This is a genomic window from Segetibacter koreensis DSM 18137 (genome assembly GCF_000374045.1).
Taxonomy (GTDB): Bacteria; Bacteroidota; Bacteroidia; order Chitinophagales; family Chitinophagaceae; genus Segetibacter; species Segetibacter koreensis.
Genome location: NZ_KB893359.1, coordinates 182,883 through 205,778 on the forward strand (window position 1 = coordinate 182,883; position 22,896 = coordinate 205,778).

At 36.9% G+C, this 22,896-nt stretch carries 17 protein-coding genes; 6 read left to right on the forward strand and 11 right to left on the reverse strand.

Annotated elements, in window-relative coordinates; all coding sequences use genetic code 11:
- Nucleotides 1-94 precede the first annotated feature (94 nt).
- The gene (gene ilvA, locus B154_RS0122135) at nucleotides 95-1,357 is read left to right on the forward strand and encodes a threonine ammonia-lyase (protein ID WP_018616549.1); all 1,263 of its coding nucleotides are present in this window, start codon (nucleotides 95-97) and stop codon (nucleotides 1,355-1,357) included.
- 397 nt (nucleotides 1,358-1,754) lie between these two features.
- Here the strand turns inward: ilvA and B154_RS0122145 are convergent, their stop codons facing one another.
- The 4 genes from B154_RS0122145 to B154_RS0122160 all read right to left on the reverse strand — a co-directional run bounded on the left by B154_RS0122145 (nucleotide 1,755) and on the right by B154_RS0122160 (nucleotide 4,807).
- Nucleotides 1,755-2,588: an energy transducer TonB gene (locus tag B154_RS0122145; protein ID WP_018616550.1), complete on the reverse strand. Its 834-nt coding sequence runs from the start codon at nucleotides 2,586-2,588 to the stop codon at nucleotides 1,755-1,757.
- A gap of 49 nt (nucleotides 2,589-2,637) precedes the next feature.
- Nucleotides 2,638-3,183, reverse strand: a complete 546-nt coding sequence (locus B154_RS0122150; RefSeq protein ID WP_018616551.1) for an ExbD/TolR family protein — start codon at nucleotides 3,181-3,183, stop codon at nucleotides 2,638-2,640.
- A 28-nt stretch (nucleotides 3,184-3,211) separates the two neighbouring features.
- Nucleotides 3,212-3,877, reverse strand: coding sequence for an ExbD/TolR family protein (locus B154_RS29480; protein WP_018616552.1), 666 nt, complete (start codon nucleotides 3,875-3,877; stop codon nucleotides 3,212-3,214).
- A gap of 63 nt (nucleotides 3,878-3,940) precedes the next feature.
- Nucleotides 3,941-4,807: a MotA/TolQ/ExbB proton channel family protein gene (locus B154_RS0122160; RefSeq protein WP_018616553.1), complete on the reverse strand. Its 867-nt coding sequence runs from the start codon at nucleotides 4,805-4,807 to the stop codon at nucleotides 3,941-3,943.
- Between the two features lie 352 nt (nucleotides 4,808-5,159).
- Here B154_RS0122160 and B154_RS0122165 point away from each other — a divergent pair, with 352 nt between their 5' ends.
- Entirely contained in the window at nucleotides 5,160-7,730 is a 2,571-nt protein-coding gene (locus B154_RS0122165) for a zinc-dependent metalloprotease (protein WP_018616554.1), read from the forward strand.
- Nucleotides 7,731-7,863: 133 nt separating this feature from the next.
- Here the strand turns inward: B154_RS0122165 and B154_RS0122170 are convergent, their stop codons facing one another.
- On the reverse strand, nucleotides 7,864-9,150 hold the full coding sequence (locus B154_RS0122170) for a DUF2851 family protein (protein ID WP_018616555.1): 1,287 nt from the start codon (nucleotides 9,148-9,150) through the stop codon (nucleotides 7,864-7,866).
- A gap of 190 nt (nucleotides 9,151-9,340) precedes the next feature.
- Nucleotides 9,341-9,934 (reverse strand): Maf family nucleotide pyrophosphatase, encoded by a 594-nt coding sequence (locus B154_RS0122175; RefSeq protein ID WP_026260359.1) that lies wholly within the window; start codon nucleotides 9,932-9,934, stop codon nucleotides 9,341-9,343.
- A 204-nt stretch (nucleotides 9,935-10,138) separates the two neighbouring features.
- On the opposite strand from B154_RS0122175, the gene B154_RS0122180 reads away from it, so the two are divergent.
- Entirely contained in the window at nucleotides 10,139-10,444 is a 306-nt protein-coding gene (locus tag B154_RS0122180; RefSeq protein ID WP_026260360.1) for a hypothetical protein, read from the forward strand.
- A 92-nt stretch (nucleotides 10,445-10,536) separates the two neighbouring features.
- Here B154_RS0122180 and B154_RS29485 read toward each other — a convergent pair whose 3' ends face one another.
- Nucleotides 10,537-11,916, reverse strand: a complete 1,380-nt coding sequence (locus tag B154_RS29485; protein WP_018616558.1) for a hypothetical protein — start codon at nucleotides 11,914-11,916, stop codon at nucleotides 10,537-10,539.
- Nucleotides 11,917-12,020: 104 nt separating this feature from the next.
- Nucleotides 12,021-14,828 (reverse strand): TonB-dependent receptor, encoded by a 2,808-nt coding sequence (locus B154_RS0122190; RefSeq protein ID WP_018616559.1) that lies wholly within the window; start codon nucleotides 14,826-14,828, stop codon nucleotides 12,021-12,023.
- A 282-nt stretch (nucleotides 14,829-15,110) separates the two neighbouring features.
- Here B154_RS0122190 and B154_RS0122195 point away from each other — a divergent pair, with 282 nt between their 5' ends.
- On the forward strand, nucleotides 15,111-18,023 hold the full coding sequence (locus B154_RS0122195; RefSeq protein WP_018616560.1) for a DEAD/DEAH box helicase: 2,913 nt from the start codon (nucleotides 15,111-15,113) through the stop codon (nucleotides 18,021-18,023).
- Nucleotides 18,024-18,126: 103 nt separating this feature from the next.
- On the opposite strand, the gene B154_RS0122200 is transcribed toward B154_RS0122195, so the two are convergent.
- Nucleotides 18,127-18,555, reverse strand: coding sequence for a hypothetical protein (locus tag B154_RS0122200; RefSeq protein WP_018616561.1), 429 nt, complete (start codon nucleotides 18,553-18,555; stop codon nucleotides 18,127-18,129).
- A gap of 240 nt (nucleotides 18,556-18,795) precedes the next feature.
- Between B154_RS0122200 and B154_RS29490 the strand changes: the two genes are divergently transcribed.
- Nucleotides 18,796-19,731, forward strand: coding sequence for an alkaline phosphatase family protein (locus B154_RS29490; RefSeq protein ID WP_018616562.1), 936 nt, complete (start codon nucleotides 18,796-18,798; stop codon nucleotides 19,729-19,731).
- A 22-nt stretch (nucleotides 19,732-19,753) separates the two neighbouring features.
- Here B154_RS29490 and B154_RS0122210 read toward each other — a convergent pair whose 3' ends face one another.
- Complete coding sequence (locus B154_RS0122210) at nucleotides 19,754-20,200, reverse strand: KTSC domain-containing protein (RefSeq protein ID WP_033412326.1); 447 nt, start codon at nucleotides 20,198-20,200, stop codon at nucleotides 19,754-19,756.
- Nucleotides 20,201-20,424: 224 nt separating this feature from the next.
- On the opposite strand from B154_RS0122210, the gene B154_RS0122215 reads away from it, so the two are divergent.
- Complete coding sequence (locus B154_RS0122215) at nucleotides 20,425-20,952, forward strand: RNA polymerase sigma factor (RefSeq protein ID WP_018616564.1); 528 nt, start codon at nucleotides 20,425-20,427, stop codon at nucleotides 20,950-20,952.
- A 96-nt stretch (nucleotides 20,953-21,048) separates the two neighbouring features.
- On the opposite strand, the gene B154_RS0122220 is transcribed toward B154_RS0122215, so the two are convergent.
- Nucleotides 21,049-22,869: a RagB/SusD family nutrient uptake outer membrane protein gene (locus tag B154_RS0122220; RefSeq protein ID WP_018616565.1), complete on the reverse strand. Its 1,821-nt coding sequence runs from the start codon at nucleotides 22,867-22,869 to the stop codon at nucleotides 21,049-21,051.
- Nucleotides 22,870-22,896 lie beyond the last annotated feature (27 nt).

Sequence of the window (22,896 nt, forward strand, 5' to 3'; positions counted from 1 at the left end):
TACTGCAGCCCTTAACCTTAAAATCTTTCGTAACTTTATAGATCGTGGTTTTTTTATTTTACCTCATCCAACCCACGACCTTGATGACCACAATATGCAAACAAGCACAGATAAAAAGCCGGTTTTAGACTTTATTAAAGCAACGGAAAGAATAAAACAACTGGTTAATAAAACTCCACTTGTTTATCATCATAATCTTTCAAAAAAGTATGGGTGCAATATTTATCTCAAGAGAGAAGATTTGCAAATTGTTAGATCTTACAAGATCCGCGGTGCCTATAATATGATGAGCAGCCTCCCTGCAGAAAAGCTAGAATGTGGTGTAGTGTGCGCAAGTGCCGGAAATCATGCACAAGGTTTTGCCTACTCGTGTAAGAAACTGAATGTGAAAGGAGTTGTTTTTATGCCTTCTATCACTCCCAAGCAAAAGATACAGCAAACCAAGATGTTTGGTGAGCAAAATGTTCAAATAATATTAGTTGGAGATACTTTCGATGACTGTGCAATTGCAGCAAAAAAATATACTGCTGACCATGGGATGACGTTTATACCACCCTTTGAAGATTATAAGATAATTGAAGGTCAAGCAACTGTAGCAGTTGAAATTTATGAGGAGTTATCAAATATTGATTATCTTTTTGTACCTGTTGGCGGCGGGGGATTAGCTGCGGGAATTGGCTCTTACATGAAAACAGTTAGTCCAAAAACAAAAATCATAGGTGTTGAACCTGAAGGTGCTCCATCTATGCTGGCTGCTTTTAAAGCCGGTCACCCGGTAACCCTGGAAAATATCGACAGCTTTGTAGATGGAGCTTCTGTAAAGCGTGTTGGTGATATCACTTATTCTATTTGCAAAGATGTTTTAGACGATATGCACCTTGTTCCGGAAGGAAAGGTATGCTCTACAATCTTGCAATTATACAATGAAGATGCGATTGTAGTTGAACCTGCCGGAGCTTTGTCCATTGCTGCTCTTGATGATTATAAAGAACAAATAAAGAGTAAAAACGTTGTTTGCATATTAAGTGGCAGCAACAATGATATAGATAGGATGCAGGAGATAAAAGAAAGGTCTTTGCAATATGAAGGCTTAAAGCATTATTTTCTCATTCGCTTTGCACAAAGACCAGGGGCTTTAAAAGAATTCGTAAACAATGTTCTGGGACCAACTGATGACATTACCCGTTTTGAGTATATGCAGAAGAATAACAAAGAAGCAGGACCAGCACTTGTTGGAATAGAACTGAAAAATAAAGATGATTATAAGCGATTGATCAACCAAATGAAGATTTTAAATTTCAAGTATACGGAACTAAATAAAAATGACCTTTTGTATGCCCACCTTGTTACCGGGTAACCCAACTATTAATCCAAAGGAATAACGCCTGAATTAGTCGCTATAAGCTTTTAATTGTCCTTATTCGATAATGTCTCCGTGAATTGCAAAAAATGAACATTTCCCGATTTTTTTTCGTTGAAGATACCTACCTTGATAAAACCTTCTGCGAGTCAACCAATGCAAGCATTGATTTTTATTTACTAGTAAACATTCTTATTCATTAAAGCGCCAACAAGTATCGTTAAAAGATGTTTGCGGCTACCAGAGTGGTCAGCATTATTAAAGGTGATCAACAATTGGAACTGCCTCATTGTTAACCATAAAAACTAGGTATACAAAAAAAGTCCTCCAAACAAGGAGGACTTTTTTTGCATACCATTGAACTTCTTTCAATGATTATTTCTTTGCAATAATATTATTCTTCTGCTACCTGGAAGGTTACAAACTGAATAGCCTGATAAATAACATTTCTTCCATTTTGAACTGCAGGCTCCCACTTTGGACCTTTCTTGATAACTTTTACGGCTTCCGGTCCGCAACTTGGACAAGGTTTTGGAACTTCAATTGCTTGTACATTACTGATGTTTCCTTCCTTATCAACAATAAACTGAACTTTAACTGTATAATTACCAGTTGGGGCACCATCATTGGCAGCTACATTCGCATCAAGATTTCTTTCCAGGTATCGTTTCCATCCTTCAGGTCCGCCTGGAAATTTAGCTTCCTTTTCTACTTTGGTAAATACTTTATCGTAATCTTCTTCCACCTTTTTAGGGGCTTCTACTACACCGGTACCTTGTTCTACAGGAGGGGCAACAAAACCTTCATCTTTTTTTCCTTCCTGGTTAATAGTACCGATTTTTGTTTCTTCAAGTTTCTCCTGAGGAGGTGGTGGTTCTTTCACTTCTTCATCCTTTACAATCTTAGGAGGAGTAAATTTAGTGATCTCTACTTTTGGAGGTTCTGGTTTCGGAGGAGGAGGTGGAGGAGGTGGCTCCGGCTTCTTCTCTTCGGTTTTAATATCCTCTAATTGCACATCCTGCACAATTATTTTGTTCTTGTCGTTGTCATTCCCCTTTGCCATTATTTGCGAAAGGAGAAACAACAAACATGCAACCACCATACCTGAAATAGCTATGATTATCCGTCGGTTGTATGTTTTTCTTAGCTCGTAAGCTCCATATTCTTTATTTCTTCCCTCAAAAAGAATATCGAGAAAATCCGCATTTTGAATTTTGTTAATATCCATTGTTTATGTCTTTAAAGATAAAGATAATATATTGTAATCAGTTTAGGATCTATTTACCAGCTGCGCCGCTTGCATCACTAACTTTTACTAACTGGGCTTCAACATCACTGATATCTACCAACGCGTAACGCTTAATATCATTTATGGTCATTTCATCCAGTGCGTCTACTACATCTTTGTAAGTTGATTCTTCTCCTGGTTTAATTACAATCATTAGATCTTCAGGTGGTGTAGACCTTTTCTTTTTTATTATCTCCCCTCTGATCTTCTTCATTGTACTGCTTTTAAGATTTGAGGCAGAGGGGTCTAACTGTCCTTCGTAATAATAGACATCGTTATTTTTCCCCAACAACAAAGTGAGCGCTCCGCTTTCTTTAAGCTTATTCTGCTCTTCCGGCTTATCAGTGTCTTTAGGCAAGTTCAGCTTCATAGCCGTCGGCTGACTCATCGTTGTAGTGAAAATAAAGAATGTAATCAATAGAAATCCAAGATCAACCATGGGTGTAAGATCCACCCTGGTAGATGCTTTTTTTGCCTTTTTGACTCCGGGGCCTTTCTTATGATGACCGCCACCGGAGGTATCCATTTCTGCCATTTCTGATATTTTTTTAAGTTATAAAATCTTATTCCTCTGATATGCTTTGCCCACTCTTGAACTTTTTCCAAAGATCAGTGCCTTCAGGAACGCCTTCTGCATTGGTTACCATTTGAAATTTGAACTGGTCATTCTTTTTCAATGCAGTCAGTATATTTTTAAAAGACGGATATTTCGCTAAATTATCTCCCTTAAACAAAATATTTATTTTTGTACCTGTAGCTGAATGAGCTGCTACTATTGCTCGCATCCACGCAACCATTTCGTTATGAGCCGTATCCTGCGTAGGTATTCCCGGTAACGATTCTGCTTTCAACTTATCTGTAGGAATCTGTAGAACAGATTTTAGTTGAGAAATAGGTGTTCCGAAAAAGTTGGCTTTTTTGAAAGCGGCAATATCAGACGGAGAAAGATTTGCTCCGTTATTTGCATTTAACTGGTTTGCAACTTCCCCTTTTACTTCTTCGTTATCCAAAGAAACATAAGTTTTTCCGTCTTTAGTAATGCTTATCAAAGTCACATCTTTTTCAGGTGCTACTTTAGAAGAGACGGAGCTGGGAGTTTCTACAGTAATAGCTTCCGCGGGTTTAAACTTAGTTGTAAGGATGAAAAAGGACAATAAAAGGAAAGCAACATCACACATCGCCGTCATGTCAACTGCTGTGCTCTTCCTTGCTATTTTAGGTCTTGCCATTATTTTTAATTTAATTCAATTATAGAGATGCAGAATTTTATATTTTCCACAAAAATATTACTACTATTTGTAATTAGCAGCAAAGCTTTGTGTTAGCGTAAATCCTGATTCATCAATACCGTATGTAATTCCGTCAATTCTTGTTGTGAAAACGTTGTACATGATAATAGCAATGGCTGAAGTACCAATTCCAAGAGCCGTGTTATACAAAGCTTCAGAAATACCCTGAGATAATTTTTGCGCTGCTTCACCACCACCGCTTTCGCCAAGTGCAGAGAATGAACGAATCATACCTAATACCGTTCCTAACAGACCTAATAACGTTGCTACTGATGCAATCGTCGATAAGAATACAAGGTTTTTTTCCAACATAGGCAACTCAAGAGCTGTAGCTTCTTCTACCTCTTTTTGAATGTTCAGGATTTTTTGATCCGTCTCCAGTTCTGTGTTGACTATCATTTCTTTGTATTTACGCAGACCGGCTTTCATAACATTTCCTACAGAACCTTTTTGTCTATCACATTCTGCAATGGCTTTATCAACGTCTTTATTAGCCAAATGAAATTGAACTTTTCTGATAAATTCGGTAATGCTGCCACTGCCTGCAGCTTTTGACACTGTAAGCATTCTTTCAATAACAAAAGTCAGAACAATTAAGAAAAGACCAATAAGAATAGGTACGATAATTCCTCCTTCGTACATACGTGATAGATTTCCTTTAGGACCCTGGTGGTTAGGCCAAAAACCACCTGTCTTATCAGGAGCTGTGAAATTAGCATCTGCCCCAATTACAAACCGCCATAAACAATACCCTAAAATAATACAAGCCAGGGGAGCAATCCATGAAATGGAATTTCCTGATTTTTTTGCATGCGCCGCCGAAGTCGTTGTTGTGCTTTTAACTGTAGCAGTTGGTTTAATTTCCGCCATGATTCGAATTTTTGTGTTTAATAATTTGTTTAAAGAAAATAATTAAGAATTGTTATGCAATTCTAAGGAAAAAATAACTTAATGATGAAAGGTTACCACAAATATTTTTTTATGAGGCACAAAATACAAAATTTCTTTGGAAGTAGTTAACATCAATAAATATCTGCTTTATAATGCCACAGCAAGTTTCAGGCCAGCCATTAACTATTTTTTATCATAAAATTAAATAAAAATAAATTTAAAATAAATCTCAATTTTTAATACTGACTAGGCCTTGTTTTACGATTTTTAACGATTTAAACCTATATCCTTCCATTAACTTCATAACTCTTTTAAAAAAGATAACTGTAAGATGAAGAAAATTGTATTTATGTTGCTTATAATAATATCTGCAACGACTGCAATAGCCCAAAAAAAAATTAAAACTCCACCTGCTGTTGTAAAGCCTCCTGTTACAACTTCTGCTCCTGCCGGTTTGTTTACAGGGCTAAAAGCCGGACCAAAAAGTTATAACGACATAATAACTGATAAGGCGGTTACGCAAAAAGGTTTATTTACGGTACATAAGGTAGAAGATAAATATTATTTTGAAATTGGTGACAGCGTAATGAATCGTGAAATTATGACCGTTACCCGTTTTGTGAAGGTACCTGCCAGCAAGGGCGTAGGACGTGGAGCGTACGGAGGCGAACTAACTAACCAGCAAACAATTGCGTTTGAAAAAGGTCCGAGCGATAATGTTTTCATGAGAGTTATTACATTGGTTAATGTTGCAGACACCAGTAACGCCATTTACAAAGCTGTCACCAATTCTAATCTGAATGCTATAGCAGCTGCGTTTCCCATTGCCGCTTACAGTAAAGACTCCTCGGGAGTAGTAATAGACGTTACAGAGTTTTTTAAAGGAGATAACCAGGTGGTGAGCGTTAATCCTACGGTTAAAAGAAATTTTAACCTGTCGTCACTTGCTTACGACAGGTCTTATATTCAAAATATTAGTTCCTTTCCGCTAAATACAGAAATAAGAACAGTAAAAACTTTTAATTCTTCACCGTCATTTGGATTGTTTTCTTCGGTAGCTCCTTCCTCCAATATTCCAGCCGCCAATGCCGCTGGGGTAGTAACCATAGAATTAAACACGTCTATGATACTATTGCCAGAAAAACCAATGGAAATAAGATACTGGGACCGTCGTGTTGGTTTTTTTCCTGAAGATTTTACCACTTTTAGCGACAACCAGCAAAGAACTGAAAGCAACATTTTTGCTGTTCGGTGGAGGTTAGAGCCTAAAGATGAAGATATTAAAAAATGGCAACGAGGCGAATTAGTTGAACCTAAAAAACCTATTATTTACTATATAGATCCCGCCACGCCCCCTAAATGGAGAAAATTTCTTATTGCGGGTATCAACGATTGGCAGGTTGCTTTTGAAAAAGCAGGCTTTAAAAATGCTATCATAGGAAAAGAATGGCCGCAAAACGAGCCCTCTATGAGCATGGAAGATGCAAGATATTCGGTGATAAGATATTTTGCTTCTGATATAGGCAATGCTTACGGACCTAACGTACATGATCCGCGAAGCGGTGAAATACTGGAAAGCCACATTGGTTGGTACCACAATGTGATGAAACTGGTGCACGACTGGTACATGGTTCAAGCTGCTGCAGTAGACCCGAAAGCAAGAAAAATGAAGTTTGATGATAGCCTGATGGGACAACTGATTCGTTTTGTATCTTCTCACGAGGTGGGGCATACACTAGGACTATTGCATAATATGGGCAACAGTAGCAAAACACCTGTAGAAAAATTAAGAGACAAAACATGGGTTGAGGAAAATGGCCATACAGCCTCTATAATGGACTATGCTCGTTTCAATTATGTAGCGCAACCCGAAGATAGTATTTCAGAAAAAGGATTATTTCCGCGAATAGGTGATTACGATAAATGGGCGATACGTTGGGGATATGGCTACATTGCGGGAAATACAAGTGAAGCGCAAAAGGCGGAAAGTAATAAGCTTATTATTAAGACCCTTCGCGAAAATCCCCGCACCTACTTTGGGACTTTTGAATTGGGAAACTCAAATGACCCGCGAAACCAGGCAGAAGACCTGGGCGATAATGCTATGAAGGCAAGTGCATATGGAATCAAAAACCTAAAATACGTTTTAAAAAATCTTCCGGCGTGGACAAAAGAAGAAACCGACCAGAATCAGAATATTGATGAAATGTATACCCAATTAGTAGAGCAGTTCCGCAGGTATATGGCAAACGTAACAGCCGATGTTGGCGGAGTGACTGAAACTATACAAACATCTGAACTGGGCGGTGCGGTATATGCTCCTACTCCAAAAAGTGACCAGCGTGAAGCTGTGGCATTTTTACACCACCAGCTTTTTACAACCCCAACCTGGCTTATTGATAAAAATATCTGGGATAAAATTAAAAATCCTGGAGACAGCGATCCTGTAGCTATTTCGCAGGAAATGGTGTTAAATAGCTTGCTAAGCACAGAACGATTAAATAGGATGCAGGTATCAACCGATCGTTTTGGGCCATTGAAAGCGTACAGTGCGCTTGAATTATTAAATGATATTCAAAATGGATTTTTTAGTGAATTAATATCTAAAAAGCCAACTGACAGTTATCGCCGTCGGCTACAAAGAAGTTATGTAGACAAAATCAGCAACATTGTTCATCCATCCTCAGGTAGTAGCTTTACCATCATTTCGTTTAGCCGTTCCAGTCCTTTATTGCCAACTGATGTAAGCAATACCGATATTCCATCTATTGCAAGAGAGCAGTTAACGCTGTTAAAAAGCCAGATAGCAAAAGCGATTCCCGTTATAAAAGATAAGATGAGCAAAATACACCTGGTTGATTTGCAACAAAGAATTGAAGAGGCACTCGAGACAAAAAAATAAAAAAGAAACTTGGTACAAACATTAAAAGTGCCTATAATGTTTGTTTAAAAGGTGATGCTTGTTCCGTATCAAGTTAGGCCACCTTCTACGGGATGCAGTGTCTGAAATCTTTCTTGGTTTGCAATTCTTGTTTTCAAAACGATTTTGTTTCGCGCTCCTTTAAAATAGCATTGCCAACCGCGCACTCAAGACAACGTCTCAGGTCGCAGTAATTATTTTTCAATTCAATAAGGGCCTGGCTCTCTAATGCGTTGTCATTTGAAACACCATACGCTGTCCATTTTTTTGTAATGGTATTTTTTTCTGCCGATAGTTCACTTAACCACCGCAATGCTTTGTCTTTCATTGCTTCATCCTGTTTGTATGAACCATAAGCAAATAAAACAGGTATGGCAGTGTTTATAATAATATTTTCGGTCATTTGCATTCCCAATTGTTTAGGGTGGTACTCGCTCGCTTCCCCTATCGTGTAATGATAATGCCAGTAATCGTTCGCTGTTACATTTAATAATTCTTTTACCTCTGTTGCATTGTCTGTTTCTTTAATTTTTGAAAATAAGTGCGAGGACTTATAGATCAACATTGCCAATTGAGCGAGGCGTATGGTAGGAAAACTTGCAGGCCGCATTCTTAAAAAAAACGGTTTTACAGGCACCGGCTTCAGTTGATATTTTTTCTGATAAAAAAGGTATTCTTTTTTTAAAAGCTTTGGATAATCTTCATCAAAATCCTCGTTAAGCAAACCTGCCTGGCCCAATAAAAATCCTTCAAGCTGGTGTATCTGGTTTTTATGTTTTGCAAGAATGTTAACAGGAATACTTCTGGCAACAGTCTCGAAAATATCAGCATTTACTTTTATGCCAAAATTACGTGAAAGCAGCCACCAGAAGACTTCTTCCCAATGCTGATTTGCGTCTGCCAACAAACTCAATATTTGAGAAGATTTACGTTGCAATCTTTCTATAGACATTCGTTCTTTCCAGGCAAGCCATTTCATTTCGCTAAAGACAGGCAAATATGAATCGCAAGGAACAAATGACTTGTGCAACATCAACTCTTTAAAACGGTCTAATAATAATTTAGGAACAAGATTTTGAAGAGATAAGATCGGCAACACAGATCCATTCTCAAAATAAATATCGGCGTCATTTTCCCAAACCACATGTAAAATAACGTTTGAATAGTTTTTATCTGCGGTATGGTTATGCTTATTCCAGTCTGATGATTTATGATGAATTTCTATATTTCCGGCCCACGTAGTATTATTAATGATAATTTTTGCATCAAGAAAATCTGGCCCCTGGTGAGTGTTATAATGTCCCGTATGAACAATGGTCAAACTTTCACCCCTATCTGTTTGCAACTCTTTTTTATTGAAGTATTGAAACTGCCAAATAAATTGAAGAAGGCGTTCATTCATAAGTGGAAACTTCTTTAGGTACTATATCTTGTCAGCAAAATACATTCCCTGGCAATTTTTTCAATCACTCCCCCAACAAACAAAAGTAAAGGCTCCTTAACAATGGTTATGTAATCCATCATTTTTTTTCAGTGAAGAGCAAAAAGAAAAATACGTTTCTAATAAAAATCTTAAAAAAATTTGAATACTCCTAAAGACTTTCGTTCAACCTGGCAATTTCCTGCACTACCCTGCTAACCGGAAGGCCCATAACGTTGTAAAAATCGCCAGCCACCGATTTTATACCTGTTACACCAATCCACTCTTGTATTGCGTATGCGCCTGCTTTGTCATAAGGTTTATAGTTGTCTACATAATATTCTATCTGCTCGGGAGTAAGTGTATGAAACTCTACTGAAGTAATATCAGAAAAAGCAATTTCACCTTTTTCGTGCATCAATACTACACCTGTAATTACGTTGTGAGTTCTGCCCGATAACGCAGTTAATATACTTATGGCATCTTCCCGGTGTTGCGGCTTTCCGATTATTTGAGAATTCAGTACAACTACAGTATCTGCTGCTAAAATTATTTCGTTGTTGAATTTGCCCTGACTTTGTTCATCAATATATTTCTTTACTTCAACGGCTTTTTGCTTTGCTATGTATATTGGAACATCTGCCGTATTCAATCCTTCAGGATAAGTTTCATCAGTACTTCTTATCACAATTTCGAAAGGAATTTCAGCCCATTCCAATAGTTGTTTTCTTCGGGGAGACTGAGAAGCAAGTATAATTTTTCGCATCGGTAAATGTACCTGAAAATTTGTTTTTACAGCATTTGTGAAAATAACAAAAACTCTTTTTACATGAGAATTATAAAATAATTGTTTGTACCCATAGAGTAAGAATTTGATAACAATTGCATAACCGCCAGTTAATAAAAGAATAACATAAAATAATAACTTTTGAAATTCTGTTATCAACAGTTATTTATATCCTAACTATATATGAAACCACATATAACGAATGTTAAACATAAAAAATTTTCTATGCTAATGGAAGATACCATTCAAAAACTGGAAGACATACCGGACCTGGAGAAAAAGCAGGTATCAGAAAAAATAAAAGAACTTAAAAACAATAAAAATGCATTAGAAGAAATATACGCAAATTACCAGGTTAAATTAAAAGAAGTCAGCAACCTGTTAGATAACTATGAGAGAACGCAACAAACATCGAGAATACAATTGCGCAAAATGCAATTGTGGCTAAAGTACACGCATACTAAACTGATGAAATACTTATTTCAATAAATAAAGGCTGTAAAAAAAACGATATAAAAATAAAAACCGTCTTCACAAATGCGAGACGGTTTTTTAATTATATAGGAAAGTCTGAAGAAAGATTATCTACCCCAAACCGCCCATTGAGCAGTCCAGTCATTTGAAGCATCCATTGCTCCTATAAAAGTAACCTTGTCAAAAAAAGCATCATTTAAAGTGCCCACGTCAAATTTTGCTTCTGTTGCAACAGCAGGCGAAGTAGCTTGTGGCTTCAGGTTTGGAGCAGCATTGTTAAAGGGATCAGTCAGCTTTATATCATCGGCATTTGCAAACAACTGACTTTTGTAAGTAGTAAGCGTTAGGCTCGATAATGTTGCAGAGTCAAGAAAAGTACCAACGTTGGCTACGCGGAAAGGACTTGCATAAGCATGTAAAAAGCTGTTATAAAAACGGCTTACGCCCTGCACATAGTACGAAGCTGTAGAGTCTTGTTCAATATCTAACCCTGCTTTTTGTCCCCCCATCACTATAGAGTTAGCAAGTACAAATTTACTACCTCTTCTCCAACGCATTCCAAAACCATAATCTGCACTGGTATTAGCTGCATTGTTTGGGCCGATAGCTGTGAAGTTAGATAAAACAGGATAAGTAACAGGCGCTTTACTTAAAAGGAAACCATTGGAAGGGTTCACATTATCAACCTCAAAGTTGTTTGAGATATCACCTGTAGTACCTTTAGGATCAGTGAATGCAGGGTCTTTTACTGAAATAGCATATTGAATTTTTCCAGAAAAACCGTCATCCATATCAAAATCGTCATCAGCAGAGTTATAAGCAATCAAATGCTTACAGTTTACAGTTCCACCAAAAAATTCGAAAGCATCATCAAGACCTCTTACCACCTGTACATAGTCAATAGTGGTTCCTGAACCTACACCGTACAGAGACAGGCCATTTACTTCATCACCCGGATTAACAGCTTTACCTGCATATTCAATTCTTACATATTTTAAAACTCCTGAATTATCTGCATCATTTGTTCCGCCGAAAACACTAAACTGCGGATCCACTCCGCCTTCTATTACAGAATGGTTACCATTTCCCTTTGCCTGTCCTACAAGAACAACACCTCCAAAATCACCAGGCGATGGAGCTGTTTCATTGGAGGTAAAAACGATAGGATCGGCAGCAGTACCTTGAGCCATTATTTTTGCAGTCCGATATATAATAAGTACCCCTGCAGAGTCTTTATTAGAAACAATTTTGGTTCCCGGATCGATTGTAAGTGTAGCTCCGTTGGTGACGTATACGTAACCCCGTAACCGATAAACCTTGTCTTTGGTCCAGTGTTGGTCGGTCGATATTACCCCCCTTATTTCTCCGGAAGAACTGGTGGTATCTGTCGGGTTTGTAACTGTTCCCGGATCCAACATGTCATCGCTCTTTTTACAAGAAGCAAAAAATATTGCTCCTAAACAAAACATAGCTGTTAGCTTTTTCATTTTTTCCTTAAAATTTTATTGAAACAAAACTCAATTTGTAATGTTAACCCAGCATTAAGCAATGGTTAACAATTGATGAATTAATAACCGGTGATAATAACTTCTTACTTGAAATTGTATTTAAATGAAACTGTGGTAGTGGTTCCGTATTTATACGAATTAATTATTCTGTCTTCGCCTGCTTTAAAGTTGATATTGGTTGCCTTCGGATCAAATTTGTAGTACCAGCTATAAGACTGTGCAAGTATATCACTGATGGTAAGCTTTATTTCAAACTTGTTTTTGGCAAGTTTTTTTGTTATCTGCACATCAAACATATCTCTTGGCTTTTCATATATATTTAGACCCGCACCAAGTATTGATCTGAACCGCAATCTCGGTCCTATTTTATTATACAATGCATTTACAACAAAATCATCTTCAGATGAAGAGTAAGTCAATCCACCATTTACAAGATATGGCGATTGGCCTTGTAGAGGATTGCTGCTGCTGATACCTCCAAATGTTACCCCGCCTTTTATATAAGCAGCATTTGCATAAGCTGTTAGACGGCTAAAAAAAGCAGTATTAATAAAATCCATTTTTTTTCTTGCCTCCACTTCTATACCATATGCACTTGCATGATCTGCGTTGCTGTAAGAAAACTTATCGTTACCCAGGTTTACCTGCTCTATGGGCTTATCGAAATATTTATAAAACAAACTTGCTGACAATATTTCTCCTGCCGCTGGAAACCATTCGTATTTCAGATCGGCATTGGTATTCTTAGCTCTTACCAGGTCAGGATTTCCGAGAACGGAAATATAATTTTCGTAATCGTAAGTTTCATAAGAAGCGAGCTCCCTGAACTCTGGCCTGTTAACCGCCTGAGAACCGGCTAAACGCAAATTAGCTTTATTACTGAGAGAGTAAGTTAACAGTAATGAAGGCAACACGTCTGTATTGTCTTTTTCAATATTCTTCTTATTGGCGGCTGTTACTTTCTGGTTGTATTTCTCAACTCTTGCGCCCCAGGTCAGTTTCACCTTGTCTGAAAACTTATTATCAAGCATTACATAACCCGCGTTAGAAATCACCTGCCCTTTGTAATCAATAGATTGGGAAGGAATGTTGGCAAGTGATAAATTGTACTGATTAATTGTTTGTGGTTGTAACACATTTGAGAAATTTAATCCTTTTGAAATTTCAATAGGAGTCGATACACTGTTAAGTGTGCCATAGCCTAAAGCATCTACCTGTACATTTCTATCCCGGAAATAATTATAAGTGCCAAATTTTAACTTCTGCTGTTTTCCAAAAAGGTTGAATTGTTTGGTAAGGTTAAGATTTGCGGCATAAATTCCTTCGGATAAAAAAGAATAAATTCTACCCGCATTTCTTATTTCAGGCGAATTTTCGTAACCGACTTTAAGATAATAAGTTGAAGGCGTACCGCTATTGGTAACAAACGTGAGTATTTTTTGATCAGGCTGATTTCTATAGGTTAAACCATAAGAGGTAGCCCAATCGACTGTCCAGCCTTTATTGAGACTATGCAAACCCTCGAGCACCGAGTTGAAAAGGCCATTGTTCATAGCCTCGGTGTTGGTACTCTTATAATAAAACACTTCGGGATTGTTCACCTCGTTGCGCCCGTTTCTTAATGCTACCGTTTTGGTAAATTCATTATTAAAAATATTTTTCCACGATAGCTTACTTTTTCCATAAGTGTAGGTAAGATTTAGCAAAGCTGACAAGTTCTTTCTTTCATCATAATTGGTGGTTCCATACTCATACTGAAAAAGCTTATCACTGGTGGCTAAGTATTCGTCCCTTACACGGTTTACAACTCTTCTGCCTGCACCATAATTAACAGAATAAATAAAACCTAACTTATTATTACCAATAATTTTGGTATCGCCGCCTGTATAGGAAAAACTTACATTAGGCATACTTTTATAAGCAGGATCAAAGCCAAAAGTATTGGGGAAAAGCTTGGTGACTTCTCTTTTAAAGTGAGGAGAAGTGTTGAAGAAAGCAGCGCCTCTTCTTCTATAATATGCACCAGGAATAAGCCGTGATTTGTTATCAAAAAAACCTGCCCAATCAAGATTGCCGTTATCCCTGCTTTTATAAAAATCTTTAAAAGTCGTTAGTGTATTAAAACCGACTGATAAAGACAATTCGTTTAACTGATTTGCAGGAAAATCTTTGGTGGAAACTTTAATCGCGCCGCCAGAGAAATCTCCTGGCAAGTCTGGTGTAGACGATTTATAGATTACCAGGTTATCTATTAAGGATGAGGGAATAATGTCAAATGAAAAAGCTTTTTTATCAGGTTCTGTGCTGGGCAATACGGAGTTATTGAGCAAGGAAGTATTATACCTTTCACTCAATCCCCTGATGACTACAAATTTATTATCCTGCACAGAAGCCCCGCTTACTCTTTTCAAAACCTCCCCGGTGCTTCTGTCTGGCGATCTCTTGATGGCCTCAGCAGAAATACCATCCGAAATAGATGAACTGTTTTTTTGCTGAAGATATAATGATGAAACTGTTTCTTTTCGCGTACTTGCTGACCTTACCGTAACATTACTTAATTGGCTGCTGGTCCTTTGCAGGGCAATCGTGAACGTTTGACCTGCCGTTGCTGCAGAAATATTTTTTAATGTTTTAGATGTAAAACCGATGCTGCTTACGGAAATATTAAACTTACCATCTTGAGGTATCACTAAAAAAAAACCTCCTTCCGCATCTGAATTTGTACCTTTTTTATTTTGTTCTATTACTATAGAAGCTCCTACAATAGGGCTGTTACTTTCTACATCTACTACTTTACCTGAAATTCTGTTAGTTTGCGCAGACCCAACTGAAACAATTTGAATAAGAAATAAGAAAATAAAAATTTTCTTTAGCGCTTTATTAGCAGCCATGGTTTTTATAATTTGAGGACGAAATTCTACCTCTACTATTATTGAATTGTTAACTAAAAATTACTTTACCGTTAACAAAGTCGTTCGTATAAAATTTTAATATTAATAATAGTACGCATCGAATTCATTTAGGAGTTTAATGCCATAGAGGTAAAGTCAAATGCAATTCATTTTATTTTTTAAATTCTTGTTTTTAGTCTTCTTACAGAACTTCCCTACCCAAACAACAAATAAAATTTATTTTCGTAGATTGCTTACAGAACGATCAATAACTAAAAATGAATGGCGGACATAGATGTTTTACAATACTTACAGGAACAATTTTCATCAAAGCAAGAAAAGTTTATACCTGATACAAAAAATGCAGCACAAAATGAGAAGCTGGTTGTAGTATTGAAGCAGCATAGGTTTTACAAGCAATTGTGTATAGAATTGTATAAAGCAACTGCTACGCTGGCGGGGAAAATAAAAAATCCGCTAACACCTGTCAACCCTTTAGACGTTGTATGGAAAACAAATGATCCTCGTGAACTTCAATTTTTTTCAGCTATTGCCCGCTTTCAGAATAATGCCACAGCAAATAAATCAGCAGCGGACATAGACGCGTTAAGAGCCCTTATAAAAAATCCACTAAATCTTTCTTTTTTGTATCACAACCCAGAATTTTCAGAAAATGTTGTTGCTGGTTCACTCGCCCCTGTAACTGTAGGATCGGTTGCAGATGACGTAATGCTTTTCGTTGATAAGAAAGTGAATGAATATGAAGTTACACTTGAGATTAAAATAAAAGGCTTCCAATACAATCTAAAAGATGTTGAGATCAAGTATGATTTTTTTGTTTTGATAAATGATGCCATTCATTTAATTGCCAATTTTCAAATTCTGCACGTAGTTCAGTCCTTTAAGCAAAACAAGGGCGGTTTATCTTTTAATGAAACCAAATTCAAGGAGTTCCGGCAAAACATACTTTCAAAACTGGAAGATATAATGAGTGTATATTATTCATATATAGAAGTTGGCACCCAGAAGCAAATAGAGAATAGTGAAGTGAATGTGCGGGAAGAAAAATATATTTTTTTATCTGATCTTGATAATTATGTTTTAATAGACCCCGTAATGAAATATGGAACTGCAGAGATTCCGGTCCGAACAAAAAGGCCGGTCTATGCAACGGATAATAAGGGAAATACATTTACTATAAAACGTAATGAGGAAGCTGAGATCAAGTTCATAGCATTGTTAATAAAGCAACATCCTGACTTTAATGAACAACTTGATAATTACCTCCCCTATTTCTATTTGCATAAAAAACGATTTTTAAATGAAGACTGGTTTTTAAATGCGTTTGAAGAATGGGAAAATCACGGCATTTCGGTATTTGGCTTTAACCAATTGAAAGGAAACAAACTGAATGCACATAAAGCAAAGATCACTATTCGTGTTACCAGTGGTACCAATTGGTTTAATACCGACATACAAGTTCGTTTTGGAAGAAAGAAAGCGCCGCTAAAACAGTTGCAGCAATCGGTACGCAATAAAAATAAATATGTCCACCTCCACGATGGGACACTGGGCATTCTTCCTGACGAATGGATTGAAAAATTTTCGAGCTATTTTAATGCAGGAGAAATTATACATGATGAATTGATTACGCCTAAAATAAATTTTTCAGCAATTTCTCAATTGTATGAAACTGAATTACTCGATGAGCAAGTGAAGAGTGAATTGTTGATGTTTCATTCAACATTTGAAAATTTTGATTCTATACCCTATATAGAAGTTCCTGCTGAGTTAAACGCTACCCTTCGTGATTACCAGAAGCATGGACTATACTGGCTAAACTTTTTGGATGACTACAACTTCGGAGGCTGCCTTGCAGATGATATGGGCCTGGGTAAATCAATTCAAATAATTGCCTTTATTTTATCCCAAAGAAAAAAAAGGAAACATAATACCAATCTTATTGTAGTACCAACCTCGCTTATTTTTAACTGGCAGGCAGAAGTTGAAAAGTTTGCACCGTCGATTAAAATATATATCATAAATGGCTTAGGTAAAGCAAAAGACGTACAGCAATTTAACAATTATGAGATCGTTCTTATCTCTTATGGAACCTTACTGGCAACTGTTACTTACTTAAGAAAGTATGAGTTCAATTATGTTTTTTTGGATGAATCGCAAAACATTAAAAACATCGACTCACAGCGCTACCAGGCAGCAAGGCTTTTACAAGCAAGAAATAAAATTGCCATAACAGGTACGCCTGTTGAAAACAATGTATTTGATTTGTTTGCGCAGACGTCTTTTGCATGCCCGGGATTACTAGGCAATAAACAACATTTTAGAGATATTTATTCTATTCCTATTGATAAGTTTAAAAGCAGCAAAAGGGCTATTGAACTACAGCAAAAAGTTGCGCCATTTATTTTAAGAAGAACAAAAAAACAGGTCGCAACAGAATTACCAGAAAAGACAGAAATGGTACTGTATTGCCCAATGGACACTGTACAACGCAAAGTGTACGATGCCTATGAAAAAGAGTTTCGTGAATTTATTACAGCAGAAAGCAACGAAGAAATCAAAAAAAATTCAATGCATGTTTTAAGAGGATTAACGAGGCTGCGACAAATTTGCAATTCACTGGCGTTATTGGTAGATGAAAAACTGTATGGAGACGCATCTGCCAAAATAGACCTGCTTGTGGAACAAATTGAAAACAAATCTGACCAACATAAAATATTAATCTTCTCACAGTTTGTTACAATGCTCGACCTGGTAAAAAAAGAATTAAAAACAAGAAACATTAGGTATGAGTATCTTACCGGGAGTACAAAAAACAGGGAGGCTGTAGTTAATAACTTCCGGGAGAATACAAATGTGCGAGTGTTTCTCATCAGCCTGAAAGCCGGGGGTACGGGTTTAAATTTGATTGAAGCCGATTATGTTTACCTTTTAGATCCCTGGTGGAACCCTGCAGTGGAAAACCAGGCTATTGACCGCAGTTACCGGATAGGGCAAAACAAACACGTAGTGGCCATCCGGCTGATCTGCCCTGATACAATTGAAGAAAAGATTATGAAGCTGCAAGCCTCTAAAAGAGATCTATCGGATGAGGTGGTTAAAACAGACGCCTCAATTTTAAAGTCCATTACAAAAAATGATTTGCTCGAGTTGGTGAAGTCCCGGACACTATAGCTAATAAGAAGCCGTTGATGGAGGAGACGGAAATACGAGATGCAAAGATTTCTGCTCCTTTTGGTTCGATGCGCCTTTTTATTTATTCAGATATTTTTTTCACTTATTCTAACAACTCAACACGACTCACTTTATCAAGAGGTATAGTATGAGGTTCATCGAAAGTATAACTGGTTGAGTCTTTCATATAAAGATAGATTTTTGACAATACTGAATCTTCCCCTTTCTTAAGCTGATATCCGTTAGTTTCTACGTTTTTTACATTTACAAGACGAGATGAGTCCACTTTATCAAGGGTAACCGTCATTTCTTTTTTTGCCTTATCCAGATCCACAGAAGTAATATTATATACGTTTATACCGGACTGCAGAATGAAGTACCGTTGATCCTTCTTTGCCCGCTCTATAACGCCCGGATATTTAGATTGGGAGGTAACCGTCTTTGCATTTAAATAACCATTAGAACAACTTGAGAAAGCAAATGAGAAAATAAAGGCAAAAATGGCAATACTGTAGAACGGGGAAGTCTTCATAGAAGTTTTTTTTGGTAAAAGAAGGCTAATTTTATTGAAAGTAAAAACATTTCCAGATGTGTAAACTTACTTATTTTTCTAATTGTCTTTCAGTTTTTTGCCATTGCAGCATGGCACCCGTTCGTTTATCAAGTAAAAACTACTAAATCCCGTAATTAGGAATAATATAATTAATCATCTCTCATATAACATTTGATTTTTTTATTATATATTGAAGGATAATCTCATCAAAAAATTGTAATGAAGAAAGTAGAAATGTTTATCCTTTTAATACTAATAATATTATTTGGATGTAAAAAACAAGCAGAGCAACTTTTACAAGTAGATAATAATTCTACTATAGTTAAAGAAACAGGCTCATATGGTACTGCTGCGATTCCAAACTCAACAGCAACCGTCCCTCACGTGCCAAGTCATATAATTTTTGTCTGGTTTGAGAATAAGGACTACAATGCAATCATAGGAAACCGGGCTGCACCTTACATAAACTCTTTGATTACCCGGGGTACGCTGTTCACTAACACTTATGGATTAACACATCCAAGTTATCCAAATTATATTCGTTTTTTTTCGGGGCAATCCAATGGTGTAGTTGATGACAACTGTATAAGTGGCAGCCCCTTTAAAACCAGTACAATGTATAACTCTTTAAAGGGCAAAGGTGTTTCCTTTAAATGGTTTAGTGAAGGTTTGCCATATGCAGGTAGTCGCACATGTAGTTCAGGTTATTATAAAGAGAAACATAATCCCACTACAGTATTTACCCAGGTTCCTGATACAATAAATCAACCTATCACTGCTATGAATTTAACCGACACATCAAAATATAAATACTTACCGAGAGTTGCCTGTGTTACACCTAACATGATTAATGATATGCACGACGGAACGATTAACCAGGGTGACACCTGGTTTAAAAAGAATTTTAGCAAACTAATTGACTGGAGTATTAAGCATAACTCAATTGTGGTGGTTTATTTTGACGAAAGTGAAAGTGGAATTAATAACAGAATTCCGGTAATCGCGGTTGGACAATATGTTGCTGCCAATTTAAAATTAGTTACAAAATATGACCATTACAATTGGACAAAAACAGTCTGCGCTATGTTTGGCGCGAATAACACGTGGACTTCAAACTTAAACAGCAGACAACTTATTACCGGATGTTGGAAATAACCCTTACCTAAGAAATTTTGGCCTAAACAATAGAAGTGGCTTTACTAATTTCCCTGTAAATAAATGAGCCACAAATATGCCTGCGTGCAAACCTACCGGGAGTATCAGCATTAACCAATTTGATGTAGAGAGATCTTGGCACATCAAAATATTCATAGCAGTTGCCTTCCGCATAGGTTATCTGAAGGTTTGCTCCTTTATAATTATAATCTACAATTATAGAAGAGGTTATAATATTTGTATATTCCTCTAAAGACGAGGCATGTGTCTCAGGAGAAATGCTAACTAAAAAATGATAAGCTTCAATTACCTTCTTGCTTTTTTCCTGCGCCGCCTCCAGTTCACTACTATCCTGGAATTTATCCGGGTGCCATTCTTTCATCAAATTCCTGTAAACTGTCTTTAATTCCTTTAAACCTGCCTTTTCATCAACACCCAGCATTTTTCTGTAACCAATGATCTTCTTCAATTTCCTTAAATTTCTGCAATGCTACGCTCTTTTAGTGTTTAAACGCCAAGAACTATCAAATATAACATTCTACTATGATCTCTTTTGCGCGATAGTAGCGCGAAGTATCTGCATCTCGCTCACTTCACACCTCTATCTTACTCAATATTTACACCTCTCATTCATTAATAATTATTTAACGTAACTTCCAAAAATAATTAAATATCTATCTTAGTAATCCTTAGATGTTCGAAAGCAAACATTGGAAAGACATTGAGTGTGGAGACCTTAACGCATATTCCAAGGCTTATGTTTTCTACTATAATAAATTATTTAATTATGGTAGAAATTTTACCGATAACACGGCAATTATAGAAGATGCTATACAAAGTGTTTTCATTATGGTTTGGAAAAACCGGGAAAAACTCAATGCTATTCACTCTCCTCACACGTACATTTTTTCTGCTTTTCGAAATCATATTTTTAAAGAAAAAAAGAATTTACTTGAAACAAGTTTGTTTAAAATAAAACAAGACGAAGATTTTGAGTTTGGGATTGATGCGATCTTAATCAGTAAGGATACAAGTGCGGAATTGAGCAATCGAATTCAACAAGCTTTAAATAAACTTACGGCGAGGCAAAAAGAAGCTATTTTTCTAAGATTTTATGAAGCCTTATCGTATGAGGAAGTTGCGCAGGTAATGCATATCTCTGTAAAAGCAACTTACAAACTAATGGCCAGATCTTTATTACAACTAAAAGAACTTATGTAAATCAGATTTACACAAGTTCTTTTTATTTATAACATTCGGGGGAGGTGAAAAGATAGGAGTCTTATTTAAAAAACTTTGAAATTTTCACTCGAATATTTAATATCCAGGATTCTGTATCAAAGTAGCATTGCCATTTTGCATGCTTAAATCTATCTGAGCTTGCGGAATTGGGTACAGCTCGTTTTTCCCTTTTGTAAACCTGGCCCCGTTCATGTATTGAAAAGTGTATCCGGGAATATGAGTTTCATGCTGGATGTAAGCGTTCAATACATTGGCCATATAACCTGTACCATTATCATAGCGTTGTAAATCAAAAAAGCGATGCCCTTCCATTGCCAATTCTATTTTTCTTTCAAAACGAACAGCTTTTCGTGCATAATCCTGTCCCTGTTGGGAAAATTGCCCTGTATAAACACCGATCTTATAGTTAGCAGCAGGAGTATTGGTAAATCCTTTTGAAGGATCATTATTATCTACGTAAGTATGTACCCATCCTTCAGGATTAGCTGCGCGGGCTCTAACCATGTTTACATATGCTTCTGCCTGCGAAAGGCTTCCTGCTTCCACTTCACATTCTGCTGCCCATAGTAAAACATCTGCATAACGGATCATTACATAATTGTTAGAAGTTACCTCATTTACGGCCCAGCCCTCGTAGGTATCACTGGTTGCGGCCTGGTCTGCTCTATAATACACATTTTTAATAGAAATATAAGGTCCCATTGCATCCTGCGAAACAATCCATATTCTTCCAGGCATTAAACCCCAGTCAAGGTATGGAATACCTCTTCTTCCTGCTGTATAATCGAGTCTTGGGTCAAGGGTTCCTGTATAAGGTGTAAAAGGAGCATCGCTGGCTATACCCTGATCATTTTTTACATCGAAATCATTCCAGGTATCAAGCAAAGGCAAACCAGTAACCGGATCAGTTTTAAAGGAATTTACAAGGCTAAAAGATGGCTGGTAGAACCCACAGCAGGTAGCAGGGCCACCGCTGGAGAAATTAAGAACATCACCTGCATTTCCGTTGGCTCCGTTTGCGTTATCGTGCACTGTCATCTGCACAGAAAATACCGCTTCTGAATTATTTTTTTTGGAGGGATTGAAGTTGTCAGCAAACTTTTGTAAAAGTGCATATTTTGCACCCGAAGACGTTACTCCTTTGGTTATAATATCTGTCAGCAAAGTTCTTGCGTCAGCAAATTTTTGTTGAAACATGTATGCTTTTGCCAAAAATGCTTTCGCTGCCCAACTGTTTGCACGTGCGATCTCACTTTTTGTATCTGTTAAGTTTGTTGCTGCAAACTCAAGATCCTCTTCTATTTTTGGCCAGATGGGCGTGGTGTTAGGAACATTATAATTATTATTTACAAAACCTATCGTTTCATCTACGTAAGGAACGTTCCTCCATATTTTTGCCGCCTCAAAATGATAAACTGCCCGTAAAAACCTTGCTTCTGCCGTAATTTGTTTTGCTTCTTCATCTGATATTGAACCATCTGTTACCTTCGCCAATATCCTAAGCACATCATTAGCCCGCTGTACACCGGCATACAAGGCTGTCCATTTCTCATTAAAAGGAAGAATTACAGGCGTTTCTGTATAATTTTCAATTTGCTGGTATTCTGATATGTCACCATATTCAGAACCTTTATGTGCGTCGTCCGATGCTATACCACCAAGCACCCAGTTGCTTACAGGAGTGTAGAAAGGAGCGCCGGTACCGCTTTGTCCTACTCCATCGAGTAAGGAATAAGCTCCGATCAATAAACCTTCTACTCCGGCTTTGTTGGCGAGTGTAGTTTCGCTTAGCGAACCTAACGGTTGTTTTTCAAGATAGTCTTTTTTACAAGCATACAGTAATAACAGGCAAGTAAAACAGGTAGCAATTATGAATTTATAATTAGATGGTTTCATGATTTTTTAAATTTTAAGAACGAATAC

Excerpts from the sequence above, each read along its gene's own strand:
- ilvA (WP_018616549.1), top strand. The coding sequence starts at position 95 with ATGCAAACAAGCACAGATAAAAAGCCGGTTTTAGACTTTATTAAAGCA.
- B154_RS0122145 (WP_018616550.1), bottom strand. The coding sequence starts at position 2,588 with ATGGATATTAACAAAATTCAAAATGCGGATTTTCTCGATATTCTTTTT.
- B154_RS0122150 (WP_018616551.1), bottom strand. The coding sequence starts at position 3,183 with ATGGCAGAAATGGATACCTCCGGTGGCGGTCATCATAAGAAAGGCCCC.
- B154_RS29480 (WP_018616552.1), bottom strand. The coding sequence starts at position 3,877 with ATGGCAAGACCTAAAATAGCAAGGAAGAGCACAGCAGTTGACATGACG.
- B154_RS0122160 (WP_018616553.1), bottom strand. The coding sequence starts at position 4,807 with ATGGCGGAAATTAAACCAACTGCTACAGTTAAAAGCACAACAACGACT.
- B154_RS0122165 (WP_018616554.1), top strand. The coding sequence starts at position 5,160 with ATGAAGAAAATTGTATTTATGTTGCTTATAATAATATCTGCAACGACT.
- B154_RS0122170 (WP_018616555.1), bottom strand. The coding sequence starts at position 9,150 with ATGAATGAACGCCTTCTTCAATTTATTTGGCAGTTTCAATACTTCAAT.
- B154_RS0122175 (WP_026260359.1), bottom strand. The coding sequence starts at position 9,934 with ATGCGAAAAATTATACTTGCTTCTCAGTCTCCCCGAAGAAAACAACTA.
- B154_RS0122180 (WP_026260360.1), top strand. The coding sequence starts at position 10,139 with ATGAAACCACATATAACGAATGTTAAACATAAAAAATTTTCTATGCTA.
- B154_RS29485 (WP_018616558.1), bottom strand. The coding sequence starts at position 11,916 with ATGAAAAAGCTAACAGCTATGTTTTGTTTAGGAGCAATATTTTTTGCT.
- B154_RS0122190 (WP_018616559.1), bottom strand. The coding sequence starts at position 14,828 with ATGGCTGCTAATAAAGCGCTAAAGAAAATTTTTATTTTCTTATTTCTT.
- B154_RS0122195 (WP_018616560.1), top strand. The coding sequence starts at position 15,111 with ATGGCGGACATAGATGTTTTACAATACTTACAGGAACAATTTTCATCA.
- B154_RS0122200 (WP_018616561.1), bottom strand. The coding sequence starts at position 18,555 with ATGAAGACTTCCCCGTTCTACAGTATTGCCATTTTTGCCTTTATTTTC.
- B154_RS29490 (WP_018616562.1), top strand. The coding sequence starts at position 18,796 with ATGAAGAAAGTAGAAATGTTTATCCTTTTAATACTAATAATATTATTT.
- B154_RS0122215 (WP_018616564.1), top strand. The coding sequence starts at position 20,425 with ATGTTCGAAAGCAAACATTGGAAAGACATTGAGTGTGGAGACCTTAAC.
- B154_RS0122220 (WP_018616565.1), bottom strand. The coding sequence starts at position 22,869 with ATGAAACCATCTAATTATAAATTCATAATTGCTACCTGTTTTACTTGC.